Here is a 22,438-nt window from a genome sequence, read left to right on the forward strand (position 1 = left end):
TTGCGTCTCCGTCGTTCCTGTTGTCGCCGCGTGCCGCGTCAGCCCCGGAAGCGGTACTGCTCCAGCGATTCGGGCTTCATCTCGATCGAGAAGCCCGGCGCCGTCGGCGGCAGGTAGGCCGCGCCGCGCACCACGCACGGCGTGACGAAATGCTCGTGCAGATGATCGACGTACTCGGTCACGCGCCCCTCCTTCGTGCCGGAGATGCACACGTAATCGATCATCGACAGGTGCTGCACGTACTCGCACAGCCCGACGCCGCCCGCGTGCGGGCAGACCGGCAGCCCGTATTTCGCGGCCATCAGCATCACCGCGAGAATCTCGTTGACGCCGCCCAACCGGCACGCGTCGATCTGCACGACGTCGATCGCGCCGCGCGCGATGAACTGCTTGAACATCACGCGGTTCTGGCACATCTCGCCGGTCGCGACCTGCACCGGCGCGATCGCCTCGCGAATCTTGCGATGTCCTTCGACGTCGTCGGGGCTCGTCGGCTCCTCGATGAACCACGGCCGCGCGAATGCGAGCGCATGCACCCAGTCGATCGCCTCGTCGACTTCCCATACCTGGTTCGCGTCGATCATCAGCTTGCGGTCGGGGCCGATCACGTCGCGCGCGATCGTCACGCGGCGGATGTCGTCCGCGAGGTTCGCGCCGACCTTCAGCTTCACGTGGTCGAACCCGGCGTCGACCGCTTCGCGGCACAGGCGGCGCAGCTTGTCGTCGCCGTAGCCGAGCCAGCCCGCGGACGTCGTGTAGCAAGGGTAGCCGTCACGCTCGAGCGCCGCGATCCGCGCGGCCTTGCCCGGCGCCTGGCGGCGCAACAGGTCGAGCGCCTCGTCCAGCGTGAGGCAGTCGCGCAGGTAGCGGAAGTCGATCGCGCGCACGAGCGCCTCCGGCGACAGGCCGGCGACGAGCCGCCACAGCGGCTTGCCTTCCACCTTCGCCCACAGGTCCCACACCGCGTTGACGACCGCGCCGGTCGCGAGATGGATCGCGCCCTTGTCCGGCCCGATCCAGCGCAGCTGGCTGTCCGACGTCATGCGCCGCCAGAACCGCCCCATGTCCTCGCGAATCCAGTCGAGGTCGAGACCGACGACGAGATGGCGCATCGCGTCGATCGCCGCGCAGCAGATCTCGTTGCCGCGCCCGATCGTGAACGTGAGCCCGTGCCCTTCGAGGCCCGCGCGATCGGTCTCGAGCACGACGTAGGCGGCCGAGTAATCGGGGTCCGGGTTCATCGCGTCGGAGCCGTCGAGCGCGCGCGAGGTCGGAAAGCGCACGTCGATGACGCGCATCGATCGAATGATAGGCATGGCGAACGATCCGAGAAAGGGGTCCGGTGAATACGGAATCAGGCCTGCACGGTGCGCTGGCGCTGCTCGCCGAGCCCGTCGATGCCGAGCGTCATCACCTGGCCCGCGCGCAGGTAGACGGGCGGCTTCTGCCCGAGCCCGACGCCCGGCGGCGTGCCGGTCGAGATCACGTCGCCCGGCTGCAGGCTCATGAAGCGGCTCAGGTAGCTGACGAGGAACGGCACGCGGAAGATCATCGTCGCGGTCGAGCCGTTCTGGTAGCGCCGGCCGTCGACGTCGAGCCACAGCCGCAGCGCGTGAGGGTCGGGCACCTCGTCGGCCGTCACGAGCCACGGCCCGAGCGGGCCGAACGTGTCGCTGCCCTTGCCCTTGTCCCAGGTGCCGCCGCGTTCGAGCTGGAATTCACGCTCCGACACGTCGTTCACGACGCAGTAGCCGGCGACGTGCGACAGCGCGTCGGCCTCGTCGATGTAGCGGCCGCCCCGGCCGATCACGACGCCGAGCTCGACTTCCCAGTCGGTCTTCTCCGAACCGCGCGGAATCTCGACGTCGTCGTTCGGCCCCGCGATCGCGCTCGTCCACTTGCCGAACACGACCGGCTCCTTCGGCACCTCCATTCCGGATTCGGCCGCGTGGTCGGAATAGTTGAGCCCGATGCAGATGAACTTGCCGACCCGGCCGACGCACGCGCCGAGCCGCGGCGCGCCGCCGACGAGCGGCAGCGTCGCCGGGTCGATGCCCGCGAGGCGCGCGAGCGACGCGGGCGCCAGCACGTCGCCGGCGATGTCGTCGACCACGCCGGACAGGTCGCGCAGGCGGCCCTGCGCGTCGAGCAGGCCGGGTTTTTCATGATGCTTCGCGCCGTATCGGAGCAGTTTCATGTCGTCGGGTATGAGGAAGGTGAAGGTTGCGACGTGCGGTCAGTTAGACACGGTCGGTTAGACACGGTCAGTTAGACCAGCCGCCGTCGATCAGATGGATCGCGCCGGTCGTGAACGACGATTCGTCGGACGCCAGGTACAGCGCGAGCGCGGCGACTTCGTCCGCGCGGCCGATGCGCCCCATCGGCTGGCGCGCGATGAACGCGTCGCGCACCACGTCCGCCGACACCTGGCGCACGCGCGCCTGTTCCGCGATCCGCGCCTCCAGCGACGGCGACTCGATCGTGCCGGGGCAGATCGCGTTGCAGCGAATGCGCTGCTCGACGAAATCCGCGGCGACGGACTTCGTCAGGCCGATCACCGCGGCCTTGGTCGCGCCGTACACGAAGCGGTTCGGCACGCCTTTCACGCTCGACGCGGCGGACGCCATGTTGACGATCGACGCGCCGCCCGCGGCGATCATCGCGGGCAGCAGCGCGCGGATCAACCGGTACATCGACGTCACGTTCAGGTTCCACGAGAACGCCCACGCGTCTTCGTCGCAGTCGAGGATCGTGCCGTGGTGCACGTAGCCGGCGCAGTTGAACAGCACGTCGAACGCGGCTTGCGCGGCCGCCAGTTCGCCCACGTCACGGGCGCTCGTCACGTCGAGCCGCCGCGTCGACAGCGCGCCGCCCGCGCCCTGCGCATCGGCCGCGAGCCGCGCCAGCGACGCTTCGTCGATATCCGTCGCCAGCACGTCGGCGCCCTCGCGCGCAAACCGCAGCGCGGTCGCGCGGCCGATACCCTGCCCCGCCGCCGTGACGAGCGCACGCTTGCCCTGCAATCTCATGAGCCCCTCCGGGAGAGCCGGTCGAGCCGGCCGATTGGCACAAAGGACCAAAGGTCCAACCAATCTTAGGAAGAGAATCCGGATTTGTCACGAACATGGGATTCAGTGTTTTCCCGAGCGACAAAATCGGTCGCCAAACAGCGGAGAAGTCGGGAAACGAGCCTTCGCCGCGCCGCGCGATTGCCCGCAACGCCAATAGGCATGCGGCTCGCGCCGATTGGCGCGCGCGCGCCGCGAGTGCGGCCGGCACGAAACTGACAAAAAAGTCATGTTCGCGTCAGGCTGGCAACCGGGCGCGCACGGGATCATGGCGTCGTCGGCCGCGCCCTACCGGTCCACCGCAGCGTCCGCCGCCAAGTGCGGCGGGCATCTCCGTCCCCCGCGGGGTCCGACGTGCCCGGGCGAGCGGGCACGTTGGCGCGGGCCGATTTCGCGCCCCGGACGTTTAAGTCCGGGGCGCTTTTGTCGTGGGCGTTTTACCCGAAAACGCGCCCTCATTGTTTCTAAATCGGCAAAAGGTAATTTGAACGAAGCAGGATGTTTTTTCTGGTCACAGACGCTTACATTTAGCGCACCACTACTGGAAACCGCTACGGAATCGACTTTGGCCAGTGCCATCCACTGCCGGCGCCGATACCGCACGAGCTTTAGGAAACGGCAAATGAAGTCTCCCAAATCCCTGCCTGTGCTCGATCCCGCTGACGTTCACGTCGAAATCCTCGAACGTTCCGATACGCTGCTCGTCGTCCGCTGGGTCGAACCGGGCCGCTGCCATTACGGCGAACAGCGCTGGCGCCGCCGCTTCGCGCAACGCACCGGCACCTGCGCGCTGTCGCGCCAGGCGATCCAGCGCGGCGACGAAGTGTTTCGCCCCGCCGAACGCCCGGCGCCCGCGAACGCCGGCGCGATGATCTCCGCCGCCGAAGTGCTCGCGCTGGCCGGCAACCGCTAAGCGCGCGACGGCGCCGCCACGTCGGCGGCTGCGCGACGCGCAAGCGGCGCGCCGATTCCCCGTCTCTGCTGCCTGTGTCATCCGACGCGCACGCCGTGGGTATCCGCACGCACGGGCGTCGCGCCGGCATGCAGCCGAGTCGGCCGACGTGACGTCGCGGCGCGCTGCGACTCATTGCACAGGCGGAAACGAAAGCACGATGAAAGGCTGGATCGGCGCCGCACTGTTACTCATCAGGAAACAATCTATCGTCAAAATCAGCGTTTACCCTGAAGATCCCGGTGACTAAGATTCAACCCAATCGCTGCAGACATGGTGTCGCAAGCGAATCAAATAAAACATCGGAGGTCATCATGAAATCGCTCATCACCGCAGTCGTTGCCGCTACCGCCCTGTCCGCTTCGTTCGGCGCATTCGCGCAAAGCACCGTGACCCGCGCGCAAGTGCGCGACGAGCTGGTCCAGCTCGAGAAGGCCGGCTACAAGCCGGGCGTGTCGAGCCCGTACTACCCGCAGGACATCCAGACGGCCGAAGCGCGCGTGCATGGCGCCGACAACAGCGGCTACGGCGCGCAAGCCGCACCGGTCGTCCGCGCAGGCAGCCCGGCCACCGCGACGTCGTCGAACCCGCGCGACTCGATCTTCTTCGGCCAGTAAGCCGACGCGCCCTCGGCGGGCGCACAGCGCCTGGCGCGCTGAAGCAGTACCCGGACGAGCCCGTCAAGCGGGCTCGTCTTGTTTTGCGATACGCATACCTCCGCCGCCTGGCAACAGGTGGCTTCGCCCGGGCGCTTCGCGTCCGGGCGCTTTTTCCCCGCCGAGGTAGATGCGGCCAAGCCGTGCGCCGTCAACGCGGCGCGGCCACGGCGCCCAGCGTTCGCGACAACACGCGCCACCGCGACAGCAGCTCGTCGCGATCGACGTAGCAGCCCTGCAGGTGCCGGCGTCCGGTCGACGGATCGAACTCGGTGCGCGCATGCAGCACCCGCCGGTTGTCGAACGCCCACATGTCGCCCGCGCGCAGCCGCCGCTGTACCCGAAGGCGCGGCTCGCGCGCCAGCGCGAGAAAGCGCCGGTACGCACGGTAGATCGCCGGCATCGACGCGGCCGGCGCGTCGACCGGCCCGCGCAGGAAATTCGCGTGGCGCACCTCGATCACCTCGCGGCGCGCGTTCAGCCCGATCACCGGCGCCGAGCAGCGATAGTCGCTGGCCGCGCTCTTGTTCCAGAACTCGAACGGCGTCGCCGCGAGCAGTGCGAAGTCGTCCGGATATGCGTCGCGCAGCGCGGCGGCGAGCGCGAAGCCGTCGATGAAAATGCTGTCGCCGCCCGTCGCGTCGTTCGCGAGGCAATGCAGGAACTGCACGCCCGGCTGCAATTCGCGGGTCGGCAGGTCGGTATGCGGCGGCAGGTTGATCGACGTGTACGCGTTGCTGTCCGGGCGCGGCTTCGACTCGACGTCGAACAGCGCGCCGAAATTGGTCTCGCGCACCAGCCCGACCCGGCGCGCGATCTCGTCCACTCGCCCGCGCTCCGGCGGCACGCCCTCGACCAGCGTCAGTCCCGTGCGCTGCAGCGCGCCGAGCCACGCGCGCAGCGCCGCGTCGTCGTGCATCACGTCGCGCCACGCGAATACCGCGATCGCGTCCGGATCGTCGCCGGTCCACACACGTCGCCCCTGCGCCGCGTGACGCTCCGCGCGCGACGCGTCGTCGTAGGCGTGCGCCCGGAGCCAGCCGGGCGGCCACGCGCTGCGGTGGCCGTCGCGCCATTCGACGTGCAGCGCACCGTCGTGGCCCACCTGCACGCCGCGCACCGCGAGCGCGTCGGGCGCGTCGACGATCTCGAACACCTGCTCGCGGGTCTGCGCATGCACGCAGGCCGGACACGAACAGGTGTCGCGCAGCCAATCGAAATGAAACGGCGAGCGGCGCCCGTCGCTCCACGCGACGCTCACCAGAGCGTCGCCGAGCGTCGCGGCCGCGATCGTCACGTCGGTGGAAAACGTCCGCCAGTCCTCGATACGCGATAGTGCTGCCTGCATCGTTGCCTCCTCGAATCGAACGCTACGCGCACGGCGCGCGCAGGAAATCGCCGACCATCCGGTGCATCCGCGCCGCCTGCGGGCTCGTGTCGAGCGCGCGCCAGCAGCCGTGCACCAGCCCCGTTCCCAACCAGAAGCGCGCGGCACCGCCTGCCGCGCGAATCCGCTCGACGTAGACCCGCGCGTCGTCGCGCAACGGGTCGTGCTCCGCGCCGATCGCGAGCACCGGCGGCAACCCGTCGAAGCGCGCGGCGTCGAGCGGCGCGGCCGCGTCCGACCGGCCGTCCAACTGGCCGTTCCAGTACAGCGCGCGATAGCGATAGACGTCGTCGAGCGTCAGCATCGGCGCATGCGCTTCGGCATCGCGCGCCGGCGGCTGCGGCTCGAAGCCCAGCATCGGGTAGACGAGCGCGACGCCGTCGATGCCCCCCTCCCCCGCATCGCGCAGCGCCGTCGCGACGGCCGCGGCGAGCATGCCGCCCGCGCTGTCGCCCGCGAGCGTCAGCGGCCGCGCGCACGGCCCGAACGGCAACCGCTCCGCGAAAACGCCGCGCGGACGACGGCAACGCAATCGTCGAGCGCGGCCGGCGCCGGATGCTCGGGCGCGAGCCGGTAATCGACCGCGATCACCGCGAGCCCCGTGTCGGCCGCGAGACGCGCGGTGATCAGCGCATGACTGTCGAGCGAGCCGACGACGAAGCCGCCGCCATGAAAGAACAGCACGGTGCCGCGCGGCGCCGCGTGCGCGTGCCGGTAGCGGCGCAGTGCAATGACACGACCGTCCGGCGCGCGCCACGCGCCGTCGTCCCGCACGATTCCCGGCGGCAGCCCGGCAGGCGTCCACGCCGCCGCGAAACGTTCGTAGATGCGCCGCTGCTCCGCCGGCGAACGCGTGGCCGCATCGGCCGGATACCACGCGTCGACCGCCGCGACGAACGCCGCGATTTCCGTTTCGAGCATCGTTCGCGCGCCGCGCTAGCGGCGTGGCGGCAAGCCGATCACGCGCCCCGCATAAGCGGGCGGCGGGCAATCGCGCTGCAACGCGTGCAGCGCGGCGAGCTGCGCGGCGACGTCGTCGTCGAACGGCGCCGACTTCGGGCCGTCGCGCGTATCGACGTGCAGCAGCATCTGCTCGCTCGCCGATACCGCGTCGTCGCGCCCGTCGGCGAACAGCTCCAGATACAGATGCAGCCGCTTCGCGTCGTGCGCGACCACGCGCGCATCGACGCGCACGCGGGCGCCCTCCTTGATCTCGTGCAGATAGTTGACGTGCGCCTCGAGCGTGTAGACCGAGCGCCCCCGCGACCGGCGCGCCGCGTCGTCGAGGCCGATCCGGTCCAGCAGCGCATCGGTCGCGAAGCTGAAGATCAGCAGGTAGAACGCATCGCGCAGGTGTCCGTTGTAATCGACCCATTCGGGCCGTACGACGTCGCGGTATATCGTCAGCGGGGTAGTCATATCTAGTCCTCGAATCGCATGCCGTGCCGCGCCTTCACCGCGGCGATCGCGCGCAGCACTTCGGTGATGCACTCGTCGCGATAGCGCTCGAGCTCCTTGATGCTGCGCGCGCCCTGCTGCTCGGCCGTGCCGTCGACCACGCGGTCGATCAGCGCGTCGGTCAGCCGCGGCGCGACGAGCTTCGTCCACGGCAATTCGAGCGCCGGGCCGAACTGCCGCATGAAGTGTCGCATGCCCGCGTCGCCGCCCGCGAGCGTGTAGGTCAGGAACGTGCCCATGAACGACCAGCGGATGCCCGCGCCGAAGCGGATCGCATCGTCGATCTCCCCGGTCGTCGCGACGCCTTCGTCGACGAGATGCAGCGCCTCGCGCCACAGCGCTTCGAGCAGCCGGTCCGCGATGAAGCCGGGCACTTCCTTGCGCACGTGCAGCGGCCGCATGCCGAGCGTGCGGTAGATCTCCATCGCGGCGTCGACCGCTTCGGGCGCGGTGCGCGCGCCGCCGAGCACCTCGACGAGCGGCAGCAGGTACACCGGATTGAACGGATGGCCGACGACGCAGCGCTCCGGGTACGACGCGCGCGCGTAGAAATCCGTCGGCAAGAGGCCGGACGTCGACGATGCAATGATCGCGTCCGGCTTCGCCGCGCGGCTGATCTGCTCGTGCAGTTCGAGCTTCAGCGCTTCGCGCTCGGGCGCGCTTTCCTGGATGAAGTCGGCGTCGGCGACGCATTCCTCGATCGTCGCGACGAAGCGCAGGCGCGCGGGAGAGGCGCCCGGCGCGAGGCCGACGCGTTCGAGCGCGGGCCACGCGTTCGCGACGTTCGCGCGCAGCTGATGTTCCGCGCCGAGCGCGGGGTCCCATACGACCACGTCGAGGCCGTGCGCGAGCGCGCGGGCGACCCACCCGCTGCCGATCACGCCGGTGCCGATCGCGGCGAACGTCTTGATGTCGGTGATCACTGCCATGTCGAACGCATCCTTGAAATCGGGTGAAGCGAGACGGCGGGCTTCGCGTCGAAGCCGCCGCCGTCCTGCAATGGAAAGGTCAGGCGAACTCGGCGATCGCGCGGCGTTCGAGCAGCCGTTCGCCGCGCGCCGGCAGGCCGAGCTTGCGGCGCCCTTCGGCGGGCGTCAGCACGCGGCCGCCGAGACGCTCGACGATGTCGCGCGCGCGCTCGACGAGCGTGCCGTTGCTCGCATGCACGCCGCGATCGAGCCACAGGTTGTCCTCGAGGCCGACCCGCACGTGGCCGCCGAGCAGCATCGCCTGCGCGACCATCGGCATCTGCATGCGGCCGATCCCGAAGCCGGCCCAGTGCGCGCCGGGCGGCAGGTTGTCGACCATCGCCTTCATCGTGCCGGTGTCGGCCGGCGCGCCCCACGGAATGCCGAGGCACAGCTGGAACAGCGGCGGATCGTCGAGCAGCCCTTCCTTCAGCAGCTGCTTCGCGAACCACAGATGCCCGGTGTCGAAGATCTCCAGCTCCGGCTTCACGCCGAGCTCCTGGATGCGCTTCGCGCCGGCGCGCAGCTGCGCGGGCGTCGATACGTAGATGTAGTCGCCGTCGCCGAAATTCAGCGTGCCGCAATCGAGCGTGCAGATCTCCGGCAGCAGTTCCTCGACGTGCACGAGGCGCGTGAGCCCGCCGACGAGATCGGTGCCCTTGCCGAAGCGCATCGGGTCCTCGCCGGGGCCGATCTCGAGATCGCCGCCCATGCCGGCCGTCAGGTTGATGATGACGTCGACGTCCGCCGAGCGGATCCGGTCGACCACCTCGCGATACAGGCGCGGGTCGCGGCTGCCGCGCCCCGTCTGCGGATCGCGCACATGGCAGTGCGCGACCGTCGCGCCGGCCTTCGCCGCTTCGATCGCGGCGGCCGCGATCTCCTTCGGCGTAACCGGAATCGCCGGATGCTTGCCGACCGTATCGCCCGCGCCGGTGACGGCGCACGTCACGATGACTTCGTGATTCATGCTGGTTGCCTCGTTGTGTTCGGGTTGTGTCGTGTGTTTCGTGGATCGTCGCTGCGCGCCGCGGCCGTCACAGGCCGAGATAGGCCTTCACCGCCGGCAGGCCGTCCTTGCCGTCGAACGTCTTCACGCCCGCGAGCCACGGATCGAGCACCTGCGGATTCTTCTTCAGGTACGCCTTCGCGGCCTCGGCCGGCTTGGTCTTGTTCATCACCGCCTGCATCAGCTGGTTTTCCAGTTGCGTGGAGAAGCGCAGGTTCGTGACGAGCTTGCCCGCGTTCGGGCAGCGCGCGATGAAGTCGGGCGCGGTCAGCGTGTAGACGCGCGCTTCGCCGTAGTTCGGGCCGAACGCGGCATCGCCGCCCGACAGGTAGTTCATGCTGATCTGGATGTTCATCGGATGCGGCTCCCAGCCGAGGAACACGACCCACTTCTTGTCGCGGATCGCGCGCTCGACGGTGACGAGCATCCCGGCCTCGCTCGATTCGACGAGCTTGAAGCCGCCGAGCCCGTACTGGTTCGTGTCGATCATCTTCTGGATCGTCGCGTTCGCGCTGCTGCCGGGCTCGATCCCGTAGATCTTGCCGTCGAGCTCCGCGCGATGCTTCGCGATGTCGTCGAACGTCTTCAGGCCAGCCTGGTATGCGTAGCTCGGCACCGCGAGCGTCGCCTTCGCGCCGGACAGGTTCGGCGGTTCGACGACGTTGATCGACTTGCTGTCGAGGAACGGCTGCAGCTGCTTCTGCTGCACGGGCCACCAGTAGCCGAGCGACACGTCGAGCTGCTTGCTCTTCAGCCCTGCGAACGAGATCGGCACCGACGCGATCGTCGTCGTCGGCCTGTAGCCGAGCGCCTCGAACACCGTCGACGCCATCGCGGTCGTCGACGTGATGTCGGTCCAGCCGATGTCGGCGAAGCGCACGGTGCGGCAGGTCGCGGGGTCCGCTTCGGCCTGCGCCGCAGTCGACCACACACCTGCCGCCAGCACAGCCGCGCCGAGCGCGGCGATCGTTCTCGACTTCATGGTCTTCTCTCCCGGTTGGACCGATGTCCGACGGGTTCGCGGAAGTGCGTCCCGGCCTGCATCGTGGACTCAAAAGTACCGAGCCATATTCGCCGCAAGGCGACCGCCGGCGACATTTTCTTGACTGTTTGCGACTATGAGTGGAAACCACTACGCGCGCGCAGCGGCTTGTGCGGCGGGGGTTTTACGGCGATCGCGGCGGGCGGGCGGTTGTCCGGATGCGGCGTCGGGACGGTGACGCGGAGGCGCCGCAACGGCGACGCGTCAGCGCCGTACGTCGACGTAGGTTTCGCGGCAGATGGCGCGCAGCGCGTCGACCAGCAGATCGCGCGTCGGCGCATGCGGTTCGGCCGCGCGCGTGAACAGCGCGATCGGCGGCAGCGTCCAGACCAGCGAGTAAGGCACGATCGCGACGCCCGCGATGCGCACCATTTCCTCGGCGATATCGGCCGGCACGATCGACACCGCATCGTCGCTCGACGCGATCATTTCGCCGATCAGCTTCGACGAGTAGCTCTCGACGATCGGCACCGGCGGCGCGATGCCGGCCGACAGGAACAGGTCGGTCACCTGCTCGCGCATCGGCGTGTGCGGCGCGCCGAGAATCCAGTCGAGCGCGCGCAGCTTCTCCCAGTCGAGCGGCATGCGGGCCAGCTTCGCGGCGAGACGGCGGCTCGCGATCAGGCGCGGCTTCTGTTGATGCAGCACTTCGAACGACACCTGCCCGAGATCGATCGCCGACGACGCGCGGCCGATCACCAGATCGACGCTGTGATCCTTCAGCTGCAGCAGCAACTGGTCGCTGGTGCCCTCGTGGATCGTCACGGTCAGACGCCGCTCCATCCCCGCCTGCAGCCGCTTGAGCGCCGCGGACAGCATCTGGCCCGAAATGAACGGAATGACGCCGATGTGCAGCCGCATCGCATGGCCGGCGACGACCGCTTCGATATCGCGGGTGAGATGGTCGAGGTCGTGCAGCATCGCCTGCGCGCGTTCGAGCACGACGTTGCCGAGCGCGGTGGGCACCATGCCGCGCGGCGAGCGGTCGAACAGCGGCCCGCCGAACATGCTTTCGAGCTCCGCCAGCGCATTGGTGACCGCCGGCTGGCTGCTCGCGAGATGCTCGGCCGCGCGCGTCAGCGAGCCGTGCTGCCGGATCTGCAGCAGCAGCACGAGGTGCCGCATCTTCAGCCGCGCACCGAGGCGCCGGACCACGTCGTTTGCGTCGAATGTCACCTTGGGACCGCCGCACCATCAGGAAAAAGTGATGGCCCGATATTAAAACAGAATCATCTCCTTATGGCCGATCCCTAGAATGGCCGTCATCGATCGCGTCGGGACTGGCCTGACGCACCTGCCCGGACCCAAAACATGAAACAGACAGAGACTCAGCAGCAAGCCGCGTACGACTATCACGAGTTTCCGACGCCGGGGAAGATCTCGGTCGTCGCCAGCAAGCCGCTCGTGACGCAGCGCGATCTCGCGCTCGCCTATACGCCGGGCGTCGCGAGCGTCTGCGAGTCGATCGCCGCCGAACCGCTGAACGCGCATCGCTTCACGAGCCGCGGCAACCTGGTCGGGGTGATCACGAACGGCACGGCGGTACTGGGCCTCGGCAACATCGGCCCGCTCGCGTCGAAGCCGGTGATGGAAGGCAAGGCCGTGCTGTTCAAGAAGTTCGCCGGCATCGACGTGTTCGACATCGAGATCACGGAGACCGATCCCGACAAGCTGGTCGACATCATCGCGAGCCTCGAGATGACCTTCGGCGGGATCAACCTCGAGGACATCAAGGCGCCCGAGTGCTTCACGGTCGAACGCAAGCTGCGCGAGCGGATGAAGATCCCGGTGTTCCACGACGACCAGCACGGCACCGCGATCACGGTGTGCGCGGCGTTCATCAACGGGCTGGCCGTGGTGGGCAAGGACATCAAGCAAGTGAAGGTGGTGACGTCCGGCGCCGGCGCGGCCGCGCTCGCGTGCCTGGACCTGATGGTCGATCTCGGCCTGCCGCCGGAGAACATCTGGGCGACCGACATCGAAGGCGTCGTCTACCGCGGCCGCACCACGCTGATGGACCCGGCCAAGGAGCGCTTCGCGCAGGAAACCGATGCGCGCACGCTGTCCGACGTGATCGAGGGCGCCGACGTGTTCCTCGGGCTGTCCGCCGGCGGCGTGCTGAAGCCGGAGATGCTGAGCGCGATGGCCGCGCGCCCGCTGATCCTCGCGCTCGCGAATCCGACGCCGGAGATCTTCCCGGAGCTCGCGCATGCGACCCGCGACGACGTCGTGATCGCGACGGGCCGTTCGGACTATCCGAACCAGGTCAACAACGTGCTGTGCTTTCCGTACATCTTCCGCGGCGCGCTCGACGTCGGCGCCACCTCGATCACGCGTGAAATGGAAATCGCCGCGGTCCACGCGATCGCCGGTCTCGCGCAGGAAGAACAGAGCGACATCGTCGCGGCGGCCTATGGCGGCGACGAGGTGTCGTTCGGCCCGAAGTACCTGATTCCGAAGCCGTTCGATTCCCGCCTGATCGTGCGGATCGCGCCCGCCGTCGCGAAGGCCGCGATGGAGGACGGCGTCGCCACGCGCCCGATCGACGATTTCGCCGCATACGCGGATCAGCTTCAGCAGTTCGTCTACCACTCCGGCGCGTTCATGAAGCCGCTGTTCGCGGCGGCGAAGCAGTTCGTGCGCGACGGCGGCAAGGCGCGCATCGTGTTCGCCGAAGGCGAGGAGGAGCGGGTGCTGCGCGCGGTGCAGGTGATCGTCGACGAGAAGCTCGCGCGTCCGATTCTGGTCGGCCGCCCGGAAGTGCTGCTCGCCCGCATCGAGAAGTTCGGGCTGCGGTTGCGGCTCGGCGAGGACGTCGAGGTCACCAATCCGGAATACGACGAGCGCTTTCACCAGTACTGGACGACGTACTGGGAACTGCGCTGCCGCGACGGCATCACGAAGGAGATGGCGCGCGTCGAGATGCGGCGCAGGCTGACGCTGATCGGCGCGATGATGGTGCGGCTCGGCGACGCGGACGGCATGGTGTGCGGCACCGTCGGCGCTTTTCATGACCACCTGCGCTTCGTCGACGAGGCGATCGGCAAGCGGCGCGGCGCGCACGTCTATGCGGCGATGAACATCCTGCTGCTCGACCGGCGCACGCTCGCGCTCGTCGATACGCACGTCAACGACAACCCCACCGCCGAGCAGATTGCCGAGTTCACGATCGCGGCGGCGGCGCAGATGGCGTGGCTGAACCTGACGCCGAAGGTGGCGCTGCTGTCGCGCTCGAATTTCGGCTCCGGCAGTTCGGCGTCGGGCGCGAAGATGCGCGAGGTGCTCGAACGCGTCAGCGAGCAGGCGCCGGATCTCGAAATCGACGGCGAAATGCATGGCGATTGCGCGCTGGACGAAGCGCTGCGGTTGCGCATCCTGCCGACGTCGCGGCTGAAGGGCGCGGCGAACCTGCTGGTGTGTCCGAACGTCGACGCGGGGAATATCGCGTACAACCTGCTGAAGACGGGCGCGGGCAGCAATGTCGCGGTCGGGCCGTTCCTGCTGGGCGTCAATGCGCCGGTCAACATCCTGACGTCGAGCTCGACGGTGCGGCGGATCGTGAACATGGCCGCGTTGACGGTGATCGAGGCGAATCGCAACGCGGCGGCGTAACGACCACGGACGAGGGGCGGCCGAGGCGGCCCCTCGTCCGGTGCTGCGCACCGCCCGTTGCGCTTATACGATGCGCTCCAGCGCAGCGGCGAAGCGCGCCACCGCCGCATCGACGTCATGCAGCTTGTCGAGGCCGAACAGGCCGATGCGGAAGGTCTTGAAGTCGGCCGGCTCGTCGCATTGCAGCGGCACGCCGGCCGCGATCTGCACGCCCACGTCGGCAAACTTCTTGCCGGAACGGATCCCGTCGTCGTCGGTATAGCTGACGACCACGCCCGGCGCCTCGAAGCCTTCGGCCGCCACGCTGCGAAACCCCTTCTGCGCGAGCAACGCGCGAATCCGCGCGCCGAGCTCGAGCTGCTCGGCCTTCACCTTGTCGAAGCCGTACGCCAGTGTTTCGGCGATGACGTCGCGCAGCGTCGCGAGGCTGTCGGTCGGCATCGTCGCGTGATACGCGAAGCCGCCGTTCTCGTACGCCTCCATGATCTGCAGCCACTTGCGCAGATCGCACGCGAAGCTGGTGCTGGTGGTCGCGTCGATCCGCTCGCGCGCCAGCGCGCCGAGCATCACCAGTCCGCAGCCGGGCGAGGCGCTCCAGCCCTTCTGCGGCGCGCTGATCAGCACGTCGACGCCGGTCGCCTCCATGTCGACCCACACCGTGCCGGACGCGATGCAATCGAGCACGAACATCCCGCCGACCGCATGCACGGCGTCCGCCACCGCGCGCAGATACGCGTCGGGCAGCATCATGCCGGAGGCGGTCTCGACGTGCGGCGCGAACACGAGGTCCGGCTTGTGCTCGCGAATCGCGGCGACCACTTCGTCGAGCGGCGCAGGCGCATAGGCGGCCTGCCGGCCCGGCTCGACCGGACGCGCCTTCAGCACGATCGCTTCGGACGGAATGCCGCCCATCTCGAAGATCTGCGACCAGCGGAAGCTGAACCAGCCGTTGCGGATCACGAGGCATTTGCGGTTGGTCGCGAACTGCCGCGCGACGGCCTCCATGCCGAAGGTCCCGCTGCCCGGCACGATGGCGACGGCCTTCGCGTGGTAGACCTGCTTCAACGCAGCGGAAATGTCGCGCATCACGTGCTGGAAGCGCTGCGACATGTGATTGATCGACCGGTCGGTGTACACCACCGAATATTCGAGAAGCCCGTCGCGGTCGACATCGGGAAGTAATCCTGGCACGTTCGCCTCCGGTAAGGAATCTGGCATGGGATGAGCGCGCGCGGCATCCGGGCGGACGCCGCCGCTGCAATGCAACATCGGATGACGGTTGCATCGACGACGACCGATTCTAGCGAAAGCCGCTGCGCTTGGTACGACGGGGCGCGGAGGCGCGCTGCACGTTGCCGCGCCGCTCGCCTACCTCGGCCACCGCCAGCTCGGCTCCGACAGATGTTCGGCGAAGAAGTCGGACAGCGCGGCGATCTTCGCCGGCCGGGCGCGCGCGGAAGGCGTGATGAAGTACAGGCCGCCCTTGGTGAGCGACCAGTCGGTCAGGATCGCTTCGAGCCGGCCGTCGGCCAGATATTCGCCGGCGATGAACTCCGGCAGCTCGCCGATCGCGAGCCCTTCGAGCAGCGTCGGCAGCAGCGCGTCGGAATTCGTGACGCGCAGCGGCCCGTTCGGCAGGATCGGCTCTTCTTCGCCAGCGTCGTTCGTGAAGCGCCACACGTCGCTGTGCGCGCGGTACGCATACGACAGGCATGCGCGCCCGGCCAGATCGCGCGGATGCGTCGGCCGGCCTTCGCGCGCCAGATAGGCCGGCGACGCGACCACGTATTGCGTCACCGCGCACAGGCGCCGCGCGACCAGCGACGAATCGGGCAGCGCGGCGATCCGCAGCGCGGCATCGAAACCGTCGGCGATCAGATCGACCGACGCATCCGACAGATGCAGGTCGATCGACACTTCCGGATAGGCGCGAAAGAACGCCGGCAACAGCGGCGCGACCCAACGCAGCCCGAACGACATCGGCACCGCGAGCCGCACGAGCCCGCGCGGCTGCACGGCCATCTCGCGCGCGGCGCTCTCCGCCTCTTCCGCGTGGCGATACATGTCGCCCGCCTTTTCGCACAAGGTCCGGCCGAACTCGGTGAGCGCGAGCTGCCGCGACGTGCGGTTGAAGAGCCGCCCGCCGAGCCGGTCTTCCAGGCGCGCGACGCCGCGCGACACGGTCGCCACCGACACGCCCATCGAGCGGGCCGCCGCCGCGAACGAGCCCTCCTCGGCGACCTTCGCGAACATCGCGAGCCCCTCGAAGTCAGGCAATCTGGCCATTTCCCCTCATCTTTTCATTTATGCAACGTTGGCTTGCAATCAATTCTATTTCGAAAGCCTGGGTGCGTCGATATTCTCCTTACATCGCAGCACGTAACACGAACCCCCTCATCCAGATATCGAAAGGAGAAGCACCATGGCACGCAAGCTCGACAACAAGATCGCACTCGTCACCGGCGGCACCAGCGGGATCGGCCTCGCGACCGCCCAGCGCTTCGCCGCGGAAGGCGCCCACGTCTACGTGACCGGCCGCCGTCAGGCCGAACTCGACGCCGCGGTCGGCTCGATCCGCGACAACGGCGGCAGCGCGACCGGCGTGCGGATCGACTCGACGAAGCTCGACGAACTCGACGCGCTGTACGCGCAGATCGGCGAAGAACGCGGCCGCCTCGACGTGCTGTTCGCGAACGCGGGCGGCGGCTCGATGCTGCCGTTCGGCAGCATCACCGAAGAGCACTTCGACGACACGTTCGATCGCAACGTGAAAGGCGTGCTGTTCACGGTGCAAAAGGCGCTGCCGCTGCTGGCCGACCGCGCGTCGGTGATCCTCACCGGCTCGACGGCAGCCAGCGCCGGCACCGCGGCGTTCAGCGTGTATGCGGCGTCGAAGGCCGCGGTACGCTCGTTCGCACGCAACTGGATTCTCGACCTCAAGGAGCGCGGCATCCGCGTGAACACGATCAGCCCCGGTGCGACGCGTACGCCGGGCCTGCTCGACCTCGCCGGCCAGGACGCCGCGCAGCGTCAGGGGCTCGCCGACTATCTGGCTTCGCTGATTCCGATGGGGCGCCTCGGCGAACCCGAGGAAATCGCGGGCGCTGCGCTGTTCCTCGCGTCGGACGATGCGAGCTTCGTGAACGGCATCGAGCTGTTCGTCGACGGCGGTCAGCAGCAGATCTGAACATGATGAGGCTGCGGCGGTTAGACCGGCGGCACGCGCCACGCCGAGACGCCGGTCAGCGCTGCCGCCGCGCGCCGGGGCCTCATCCGCCTCGGAAATTTCGCGACCGTCTACAACACGCAATTCGGCGAGCTGCCGTCGGCGACCACACGCCGAGCGTTTCGCGGGCCAGTCGATGTATTCCCTGTACCGCCTGATCCCGCTGAACTTCGATCTCGTCGCCCGCTTCTCGGTCGAGCGGCTGCAGCGGCCGTCGCACGAAAATACGCGGAGCGCCGCGCAAACCCGCGATAATCCAGTGTCGAGCGTCCGGCGCGCGCTGCGCCCCGCTCGCCGCCCGGCCTTCATCCGATTCGACGCGACCCCGCGATGCCCGAGGATTTCCACTTCCTGCTGCTGCCCGGCTTCTCCGCACTCGGCTTCATGTCCGCGGTCGAGCCGCTGCGCGTCGCGAACCGCTTTCGCGCGCAGCTTTACCGCTGGCACGTGCTCAGCGCGGACGGCGGCCCGGTGGCCGCCAGCAACGGCATCCCGGTCGCCGCGGAGGCCGCGTATGCGGACGTGGAGCGCGTCGGCACGGTGTTCGTCGTCGCGGGCTTCGACCCGCTCGTCTGCTACACGCGCGCGCTCGGCGACTGGCTGCGGCGCCAGCACCGGCACGGCGCGACGCTCGGCGGCATCGATACCGGCAGCTTCGTGCTCGCCGAGGCCGGGCTGTTCGATTCGTCGCATCCGCTCACGCTGCACTGGGAAGCGCTTGCCGCGTTCCGCGAGCGCTACCCGGGCCTGAAGGCGACGCAGGAGCTGTTCGAGATCGGCGAGCGGCGCATCACCTGCGCGGGCGGCACCGCGTCGATCGACATGATGCTCGACCTGATCGGGCGGCGGCACGGCGCGGACCTCGCGGCGGCGATCTCCGAGCAGTTCGTCGTCAGCCGGATCCGCCAGCGCTCGGACAGCCAGCGGCTCGAGATCGCCGCGCGCTACGGCGTGCACAACCGCAAGCTGATCCAGGTGATCGGCACGATGCAGCGCCACATGGAGACTCCGCTCGGGCCCGACGCGCTCGCCGACGAAGTCGCGATCACGCGGCGCCAGCTCGAGCGGCTGTTCAGCGCGACGCTGAACGACACGCCGACGCGCTTCTACCTGAACCTGCGGCTCGACCGCGCGCGCGAGCTGCTGCAGCAGACCGACATGAGCATCACGTCGGTGTGCGTCGCGTGCGGCTTCGAATCGCCGTCGCACTTCTCGCGCACCTATCGCACGCGTTTCGGGATGAGCCCGCGCAGCGACCGCGGCGGCCTCGCGCCAAAGCGCTGAGCGATGCGGGGCGCGGTACGAACCGATGCGTTGCCGTGCGCCGCGGCGACGGCCGTCAATTCCCGTACATGTCGAAGTCGAAGTACTTCGACTCGATCTTGCGATACGTGCCGTCGCTGCGAATCTGCGCGATCGCGCGATTCAGCGCGTCGCGCAGGTCGGTATCGGCCTTGCGCACGCCGATCGCGTCGCCGTTGCCCATGATCCGCGGATCGAACACGACGCCGCCCGCGAACGAGAAGCCCTTGCCGCGCGGCGTCGCCAGGAAGCCGAGCTGGCCCTGCACCGCATCCATCAGCACGCCGTCGATGCGCCCCGTCACGAGGTCCGCATACGCCTGGTCGTAGCTCGGGTACGGCACGACCTCGACCTTCGCCGGCGCCCATTTCTCGCGCGCATAGGTCTCCTGGATCGTCCCCTGTTCGACCGCGATGCGCTTGCCGGCGAGCTTCGCCGCGTCGGGCAGCAGCCCGGCGCCCGTGCGGGCGATCAGGCGCGTCTGGTTGCGGTACAGGCGGTCGGTGAAGTCGATCTGCTGGCGGCGCTGTTCGGTCGCGGCCATCGACGACAGGATCACGTCGAACTTGCGCGCCTGCAGGCCCGGAATCAGTCCGTCGAAGCTGCTCGACACCCACACGCATTTCGCGTTCAGCTTCGCGCACAGCGCATTGCCGAGGTCGACGTCGAAGCCCTGCACGCTGCCGTCGGTCGCGGTCGATTCGAACGGCGGATAGGTCGGGTCCACGCCGATGCGGATCGTCGTCCACTCCTTCGCCGACGCCAGCGTCGCGAAGGCCATCGTGGCGGCGGAAAGCAGGATCGTGATGCGGGTCTTGTTCTTCATGGTCAGGCTCCGTTCGGGTGGGCAAGCTGGGGCATGCGCGGGCCGTGCGTCAGCTCGGGAATTCGCCGCGCCGGAAATCGTTCGACAGTTCAAGCGCGTCGGCCATCTCGCCGACGGTCACGGGCTTGATCGGCGCGCGGATCCGGTAGTGGCCCACGTCGCCGACGTCGCGCCGCTGCACGTCGGCGATCAGTTCGCCGACCGTCGTGCTGCACCAGCGCCCCTGGCACGGCCCCATTCCACAGCGCGTGAACGCCTTCATCTGGTTCGGCCCCGGACAGCCGAGCGCCGCGAGGCCGCGTATTTCGGCGGCCGTGATCTCCTCGCAGCGGCATACGATGGTGTCGCCGTCGGGGCGGCGCAGCATGGCGGGCGGCGTATAGAGCGCATCGAGCAGAGGACGCACGGCGAGATGACGGCGCCGCGCACGCAGCAACGGGCGCTCGCGTTCGGCCTGCGCGTGCCGATCGAGCACGCCGAGCGCGGCAGCAACGTCGAGCGCGGCGACTTCGCCCGCCAGTGCCGCGGCCTGCGCGCCGCCGATGCCGGCGCCGTCGCCGGCAATCCAGACCGGCGCGACGCTGCTGCGGCCGCGCGCGTCGCATTGCGGCCGCCAGCATGCCGCGCGTCCGTCCCATTCATGCGCGCAGCCGAGCGCGCGCGCGAGCTGCGTCGACGGAATCACGCCCTGGTGCAACAGCACGAGCGACGTGTCGAGCGAATGCGCGATGCCGTGCGCGTCGCGAAAGTGGATGGCTTGCGCGCGGCCGTCGCCGTCGATCCGCACGTCGGTCGCGCCGCGATGAACCGCGATGCCCGCATCGCGCACCGCACGCAGCATGCGCCAGCCCTTGAGCAGATAGTCGGCGCCGCGCAGCGCCGGCAGCGCGTGCGGAAGCGCACGGCGCCACGCATCGCGCGGCGTCGTGTCGACCAGCGCGCGCACGCGCCTGCCCGCGTTCAGCAATTGCGCCGCGAACAGCCACAGCAGCGGGCCGCTGCCGGCGAGCACGGTGTCGGCCGACGGCGCGAGCCCCGACGATTTCAGCAACGACTGCGCGGCGCCGACGCCCATCACGCCCGGCAGCGTCCAGCCCGGTATCGGCCACGGCCGCTCCTGCGCGCCGGCCGCGATCAGCACCGCGCGCGCGCCGATTTCGAGCGTGCCGCCCGACGGACCGCTTCGCGTCAGCATCGCGACCGGCTCCGGCTCCAACGCCACCTGCCATACCGTGCTGCGCGGCAGATAACGCGCGCCGCTCGCATGCAACGCGTCGACGAGCGGCCGGCCGGCGACGTAATCCCTGCCGAGCCAGCGCGCGAGTTCGGCAGGCGCGGCCGCGACGTTGCGATAGATCTGGCCGCCGGCCGCCGTGCCTTCGTCGGCGACCACGACCGACAGCCCCGCCTTGCATGCGGCGGCGGCCGCAGCCATCCCGGCCGGCCCGGCGCCGACGATCAGCAGATCGCACTGGCTGCGCGTCATGCCAGCCTCGCGCGGCCATGCATCGCACGCACCTGCATCCCGTCGCGCACGGGCGTCATGCAGCCCTGCACGTTCGGCACGCCGTCGATGTCGACGAGACAGTCGAAGCACACGCCCATCATGCAGAACGGGCCGCGCGGCGCGCCGCCAACGGCGCTGGCGCGGCACGCGAGCACGCCCGCGGCGAGCAACGCGGCGGCGACGCTGTAGTGCGCGGGCACGTCGTGCGGCGTGCCGTCGAAATGGATGCGCACGCGCTCGCGCGTCGCGGCGGCGGGAACGATGGATTCAAACATGCCGGTGCTCCGGGGGCGCGGCGAAGCGCGCGGTGTTGAAGGCGGACAGGTCGGCCGGTGCGGCGTCGCCTGCGATCCAGGGCGCGACGAGGTCGGCATGCGCGGCCGCGAGCGTCACGCCGCTGTGGCAGATCGCGACGAACGCGCCGGGATGCGTAGTCGACGCTTCGTACACGGGCAGCCCGTCGGGCGTCATGATGCGCAGCGCGCCCCAGGCGCGGACGATGCGCGCATGCGCGAGCACCGGAAACGCGGTGCGTGCGCGGCGTGCGATGTCGACCATCGCGGCACGTGTCTGGCCGTCGTCGAAGCCGACGTCTTCCGCCGAATCGCCGAGCAGCACCGAGCCTTCTGGCGTCTGACGCACGACCAGCGTCGGATAGTCGAGAAACGGCGTGAGCCGTTCGGTGACCATGATCTGGCCGCGCAGCGGCGCGATCGGCGCGTGCATGTCGACCATCGGCGCGAGGCGTGCATTGTCGAGTCCGGCCGCGAGCACGATGCGCCCGGCTTCGAGACGGCCTTCGCGCGTGTCGATCTCGAAGCGCCCGGCACGCGGACGGATCTCGTTCACCGGGTTGCGCGGCAGATAGACGCCGCCGCTTTGCACGAACGCCTGCAGCATCGCGCGCAGCGTATAGAGCGGATTCGCATGGCCGTCGTTCGGCGACCACAGCGCGCCGGCGAGCGCAGCGGACGCCGCGGGGATCCGTCTGCGCAGCGCGGCCGCATCGAGCACTTCGTACGACAGCGCCGCGTCCTGCCGATGCAGCGACTCGAGCAGCGCGGTCGCGCTCGCGAGTTCGTCGGCGTGCTCGAACAGTTCGATGCCGCCGGGGCGTTCGAAACCGCAGTTCACGCCGGTTTCTCGCTGCAGCTGCGCCGCGAAGGCATGCCAGCGCTCCGACGATTCGCGCGACCAGCGCGCATACGGCAGGCAGCGCCCGCCCTTGCCCTGCACCCAGACGAGCCCGAAGTTGCCGCGGGCCGCGCGAAACGCGATGTCGTCGCCGTCGCACACGGCGACGCGCTTGCCGGCGCGTGCGATGCCCCACGCGAGCGCCATGCCGACGAGGCCGCCGCCGGCGACGACGACGTCGAAGCCGCGTGTGCTCATGTGCGGCTCCGCGGCGAGCCGGTCGGTCGATGC

Annotated in this window: 20 protein-coding genes and 2 pseudogenes; 6 read left to right on the forward strand and 16 right to left on the reverse strand. The window is 69.1% G+C overall.

What is annotated here, in order from left to right; all coding sequences use genetic code 11:
- Positions 1-38: 38 nt before the first annotated feature.
- The 3 genes from WJ35_RS27285 to WJ35_RS27295 form a co-directional block, all read right to left on the reverse strand.
- Positions 39-1,316, reverse strand: coding sequence for an L-fuconate dehydratase (locus tag WJ35_RS27285; protein WP_069240430.1), 1,278 nt, complete (start codon positions 1,314-1,316; stop codon positions 39-41).
- A gap of 38 nt (positions 1,317-1,354) precedes the next feature.
- Complete coding sequence (locus tag WJ35_RS27290) at positions 1,355-2,197, reverse strand: ureidoglycolate lyase (protein WP_045563822.1); 843 nt, start codon at positions 2,195-2,197, stop codon at positions 1,355-1,357.
- Between the two features lie 67 nt (positions 2,198-2,264).
- The gene (locus WJ35_RS27295) at positions 2,265-3,029 is read right to left on the reverse strand and encodes an SDR family oxidoreductase (RefSeq protein ID WP_060232912.1); all 765 of its coding nucleotides are present in this window, start codon (positions 3,027-3,029) and stop codon (positions 2,265-2,267) included.
- Between the two features lie 661 nt (positions 3,030-3,690).
- Here WJ35_RS27295 and WJ35_RS27300 point away from each other — a divergent pair.
- On the forward strand, positions 3,691-3,981 hold the full coding sequence (locus tag WJ35_RS27300; protein WP_069240431.1) for a DUF3331 domain-containing protein: 291 nt from the start codon (positions 3,691-3,693) through the stop codon (positions 3,979-3,981).
- A gap of 353 nt (positions 3,982-4,334) precedes the next feature.
- On the forward strand, positions 4,335-4,637 hold the full coding sequence (locus WJ35_RS27305) for a DUF4148 domain-containing protein (RefSeq protein WP_059588975.1): 303 nt from the start codon (positions 4,335-4,337) through the stop codon (positions 4,635-4,637).
- A gap of 190 nt (positions 4,638-4,827) precedes the next feature.
- Here the strand turns inward: WJ35_RS27305 and WJ35_RS27310 are convergent, their stop codons facing one another.
- The 7 genes and pseudogenes from WJ35_RS27310 to WJ35_RS27340 all read right to left on the reverse strand — a co-directional run bounded on the left by WJ35_RS27310 (position 4,828) and on the right by WJ35_RS27340 (position 11,716).
- On the reverse strand, positions 4,828-6,024 hold the full coding sequence (locus WJ35_RS27310; protein WP_069240432.1) for a TauD/TfdA family dioxygenase: 1,197 nt from the start codon (positions 6,022-6,024) through the stop codon (positions 4,828-4,830).
- A gap of 22 nt (positions 6,025-6,046) precedes the next feature.
- Positions 6,047-6,984, reverse strand: a pseudogene (locus WJ35_RS27315) (alpha/beta hydrolase).
- Between the two features lie 15 nt (positions 6,985-6,999).
- Positions 7,000-7,482, reverse strand: a complete 483-nt coding sequence (locus WJ35_RS27320) for a thioesterase family protein (protein WP_060168845.1) — start codon at positions 7,480-7,482, stop codon at positions 7,000-7,002.
- Between the two features lie 2 nt (positions 7,483-7,484).
- On the reverse strand, positions 7,485-8,450 hold the full coding sequence (locus tag WJ35_RS27325; RefSeq protein WP_060232917.1) for an L-carnitine dehydrogenase: 966 nt from the start codon (positions 8,448-8,450) through the stop codon (positions 7,485-7,487).
- Positions 8,451-8,529: 79 nt separating this feature from the next.
- On the reverse strand, positions 8,530-9,459 hold the full coding sequence (locus WJ35_RS27330) for a 3-keto-5-aminohexanoate cleavage protein (protein WP_059479984.1): 930 nt from the start codon (positions 9,457-9,459) through the stop codon (positions 8,530-8,532).
- Between the two features lie 67 nt (positions 9,460-9,526).
- Positions 9,527-10,480 (reverse strand): choline ABC transporter substrate-binding protein, encoded by a 954-nt coding sequence (locus WJ35_RS27335; RefSeq protein ID WP_060232918.1) that lies wholly within the window; start codon positions 10,478-10,480, stop codon positions 9,527-9,529.
- Positions 10,481-10,744: 264 nt separating this feature from the next.
- Complete coding sequence (locus tag WJ35_RS27340; protein ID WP_069240433.1) at positions 10,745-11,716, reverse strand: LysR substrate-binding domain-containing protein; 972 nt, start codon at positions 11,714-11,716, stop codon at positions 10,745-10,747.
- A gap of 135 nt (positions 11,717-11,851) precedes the next feature.
- On the opposite strand from WJ35_RS27340, the gene WJ35_RS27345 reads away from it, so the two are divergent.
- Positions 11,852-14,152 (forward strand): NADP-dependent malic enzyme, encoded by a 2,301-nt coding sequence (locus tag WJ35_RS27345; protein WP_069240434.1) that lies wholly within the window; start codon positions 11,852-11,854, stop codon positions 14,150-14,152.
- Positions 14,153-14,215: 63 nt separating this feature from the next.
- Here WJ35_RS27345 and WJ35_RS27350 read toward each other — a convergent pair whose 3' ends face one another.
- Both WJ35_RS27350 and WJ35_RS27355 read right to left on the reverse strand, forming a co-directional pair.
- Positions 14,216-15,343: an aminotransferase class V-fold PLP-dependent enzyme gene (locus WJ35_RS27350; RefSeq protein ID WP_069240435.1), complete on the reverse strand. Its 1,128-nt coding sequence runs from the start codon at positions 15,341-15,343 to the stop codon at positions 14,216-14,218.
- Positions 15,344-15,520: 177 nt separating this feature from the next.
- Complete coding sequence (locus tag WJ35_RS27355) at positions 15,521-16,438, reverse strand: LysR family transcriptional regulator (RefSeq protein ID WP_059460596.1); 918 nt, start codon at positions 16,436-16,438, stop codon at positions 15,521-15,523.
- Positions 16,439-16,574: 136 nt separating this feature from the next.
- Here WJ35_RS27355 and WJ35_RS27360 point away from each other — a divergent pair, with 136 nt between their 5' ends.
- The 3 genes and pseudogenes from WJ35_RS27360 (at position 16,575) to WJ35_RS27365 (ending at position 18,662) form a co-directional block, all read left to right on the forward strand.
- On the forward strand, positions 16,575-17,339 hold the full coding sequence (locus WJ35_RS27360; protein WP_014723959.1) for an SDR family NAD(P)-dependent oxidoreductase: 765 nt from the start codon (positions 16,575-16,577) through the stop codon (positions 17,337-17,339).
- Between the two features lie 148 nt (positions 17,340-17,487).
- A pseudogene (locus WJ35_RS32420) lies at positions 17,488-17,586 on the forward strand (glycosyltransferase); the annotation flags it as partial.
- Between the two features lie 122 nt (positions 17,587-17,708).
- A complete protein-coding gene (locus WJ35_RS27365; RefSeq protein ID WP_069240436.1) occupies positions 17,709-18,662 on the forward strand; it encodes a GlxA family transcriptional regulator in 954 nt (317 codons plus the stop codon).
- Positions 18,663-18,717: 55 nt separating this feature from the next.
- Here the strand turns inward: WJ35_RS27365 and WJ35_RS27370 are convergent, their stop codons facing one another.
- From WJ35_RS27370 to WJ35_RS27385, 4 genes are read right to left on the reverse strand one after another with little or no spacing between them, the layout of a single operon-like run.
- The gene (locus WJ35_RS27370) at positions 18,718-19,506 is read right to left on the reverse strand and encodes an ABC transporter substrate-binding protein (RefSeq protein ID WP_011880754.1); all 789 of its coding nucleotides are present in this window, start codon (positions 19,504-19,506) and stop codon (positions 18,718-18,720) included.
- Between the two features lie 49 nt (positions 19,507-19,555).
- Positions 19,556-20,992, reverse strand: coding sequence for an NAD(P)/FAD-dependent oxidoreductase (locus WJ35_RS27375; protein WP_059889069.1), 1,437 nt, complete (start codon positions 20,990-20,992; stop codon positions 19,556-19,558).
- Positions 20,989-21,288, reverse strand: a complete 300-nt coding sequence (locus WJ35_RS27380; protein WP_045577731.1) for a (2Fe-2S)-binding protein — start codon at positions 21,286-21,288, stop codon at positions 20,989-20,991. Before WJ35_RS27380 ends, WJ35_RS27375 begins: the two co-directional genes overlap by 4 nt.
- Positions 21,281-22,405: an NAD(P)/FAD-dependent oxidoreductase gene (locus WJ35_RS27385; protein WP_059739347.1), complete on the reverse strand. Its 1,125-nt coding sequence runs from the start codon at positions 22,403-22,405 to the stop codon at positions 21,281-21,283. The genes WJ35_RS27380 and WJ35_RS27385 overlap by 8 nt, the downstream gene beginning before the upstream one ends.
- Between the last annotated feature and the right edge of the window lie 33 nt (positions 22,406-22,438).

Source organism: Burkholderia ubonensis (genome assembly GCF_001718695.1).
GTDB classification, from domain to species: Bacteria; Pseudomonadota; Gammaproteobacteria; order Burkholderiales; family Burkholderiaceae; genus Burkholderia; species Burkholderia ubonensis_B.

Coding starts and splice junctions, on each gene's coding strand:
- WJ35_RS27310 (WP_069240432.1), bottom strand. CDS start 6,024: ATGCAGGCAGCACTATCGCGTATCGAGGACTGGCGGACGTTTTCCACC.
- WJ35_RS27365 (WP_069240436.1), top strand. CDS start 17,709: ATGCCCGAGGATTTCCACTTCCTGCTGCTGCCCGGCTTCTCCGCACTC.
- WJ35_RS27335 (WP_060232918.1), bottom strand. CDS start 10,480: ATGAAGTCGAGAACGATCGCCGCGCTCGGCGCGGCTGTGCTGGCGGCA.
- WJ35_RS27305 (WP_059588975.1), top strand. CDS start 4,335: ATGAAATCGCTCATCACCGCAGTCGTTGCCGCTACCGCCCTGTCCGCT.
- WJ35_RS27375 (WP_059889069.1), bottom strand. CDS start 20,992: ATGACGCGCAGCCAGTGCGATCTGCTGATCGTCGGCGCCGGGCCGGCC.
- WJ35_RS27345 (WP_069240434.1), top strand. CDS start 11,852: ATGAAACAGACAGAGACTCAGCAGCAAGCCGCGTACGACTATCACGAG.
- WJ35_RS27330 (WP_059479984.1), bottom strand. CDS start 9,459: ATGAATCACGAAGTCATCGTGACGTGCGCCGTCACCGGCGCGGGCGAT.
- WJ35_RS27380 (WP_045577731.1), bottom strand. CDS start 21,288: ATGTTTGAATCCATCGTTCCCGCCGCCGCGACGCGCGAGCGCGTGCGC.
- WJ35_RS27290 (WP_045563822.1), bottom strand. CDS start 2,197: ATGAAACTGCTCCGATACGGCGCGAAGCATCATGAAAAACCCGGCCTG.
- WJ35_RS27285 (WP_069240430.1), bottom strand. CDS start 1,316: ATGCCTATCATTCGATCGATGCGCGTCATCGACGTGCGCTTTCCGACC.
- WJ35_RS27385 (WP_059739347.1), bottom strand. CDS start 22,405: ATGAGCACACGCGGCTTCGACGTCGTCGTCGCCGGCGGCGGCCTCGTC.
- WJ35_RS27320 (WP_060168845.1), bottom strand. CDS start 7,482: ATGACTACCCCGCTGACGATATACCGCGACGTCGTACGGCCCGAATGG.
- WJ35_RS27360 (WP_014723959.1), top strand. CDS start 16,575: ATGGCACGCAAGCTCGACAACAAGATCGCACTCGTCACCGGCGGCACC.
- WJ35_RS27370 (WP_011880754.1), bottom strand. CDS start 19,506: ATGAAGAACAAGACCCGCATCACGATCCTGCTTTCCGCCGCCACGATG.
- WJ35_RS27295 (WP_060232912.1), bottom strand. CDS start 3,029: ATGAGATTGCAGGGCAAGCGTGCGCTCGTCACGGCGGCGGGGCAGGGT.
- WJ35_RS27355 (WP_059460596.1), bottom strand. CDS start 16,438: ATGGCCAGATTGCCTGACTTCGAGGGGCTCGCGATGTTCGCGAAGGTC.
- WJ35_RS27325 (WP_060232917.1), bottom strand. CDS start 8,450: ATGGCAGTGATCACCGACATCAAGACGTTCGCCGCGATCGGCACCGGC.
- WJ35_RS27300 (WP_069240431.1), top strand. CDS start 3,691: ATGAAGTCTCCCAAATCCCTGCCTGTGCTCGATCCCGCTGACGTTCAC.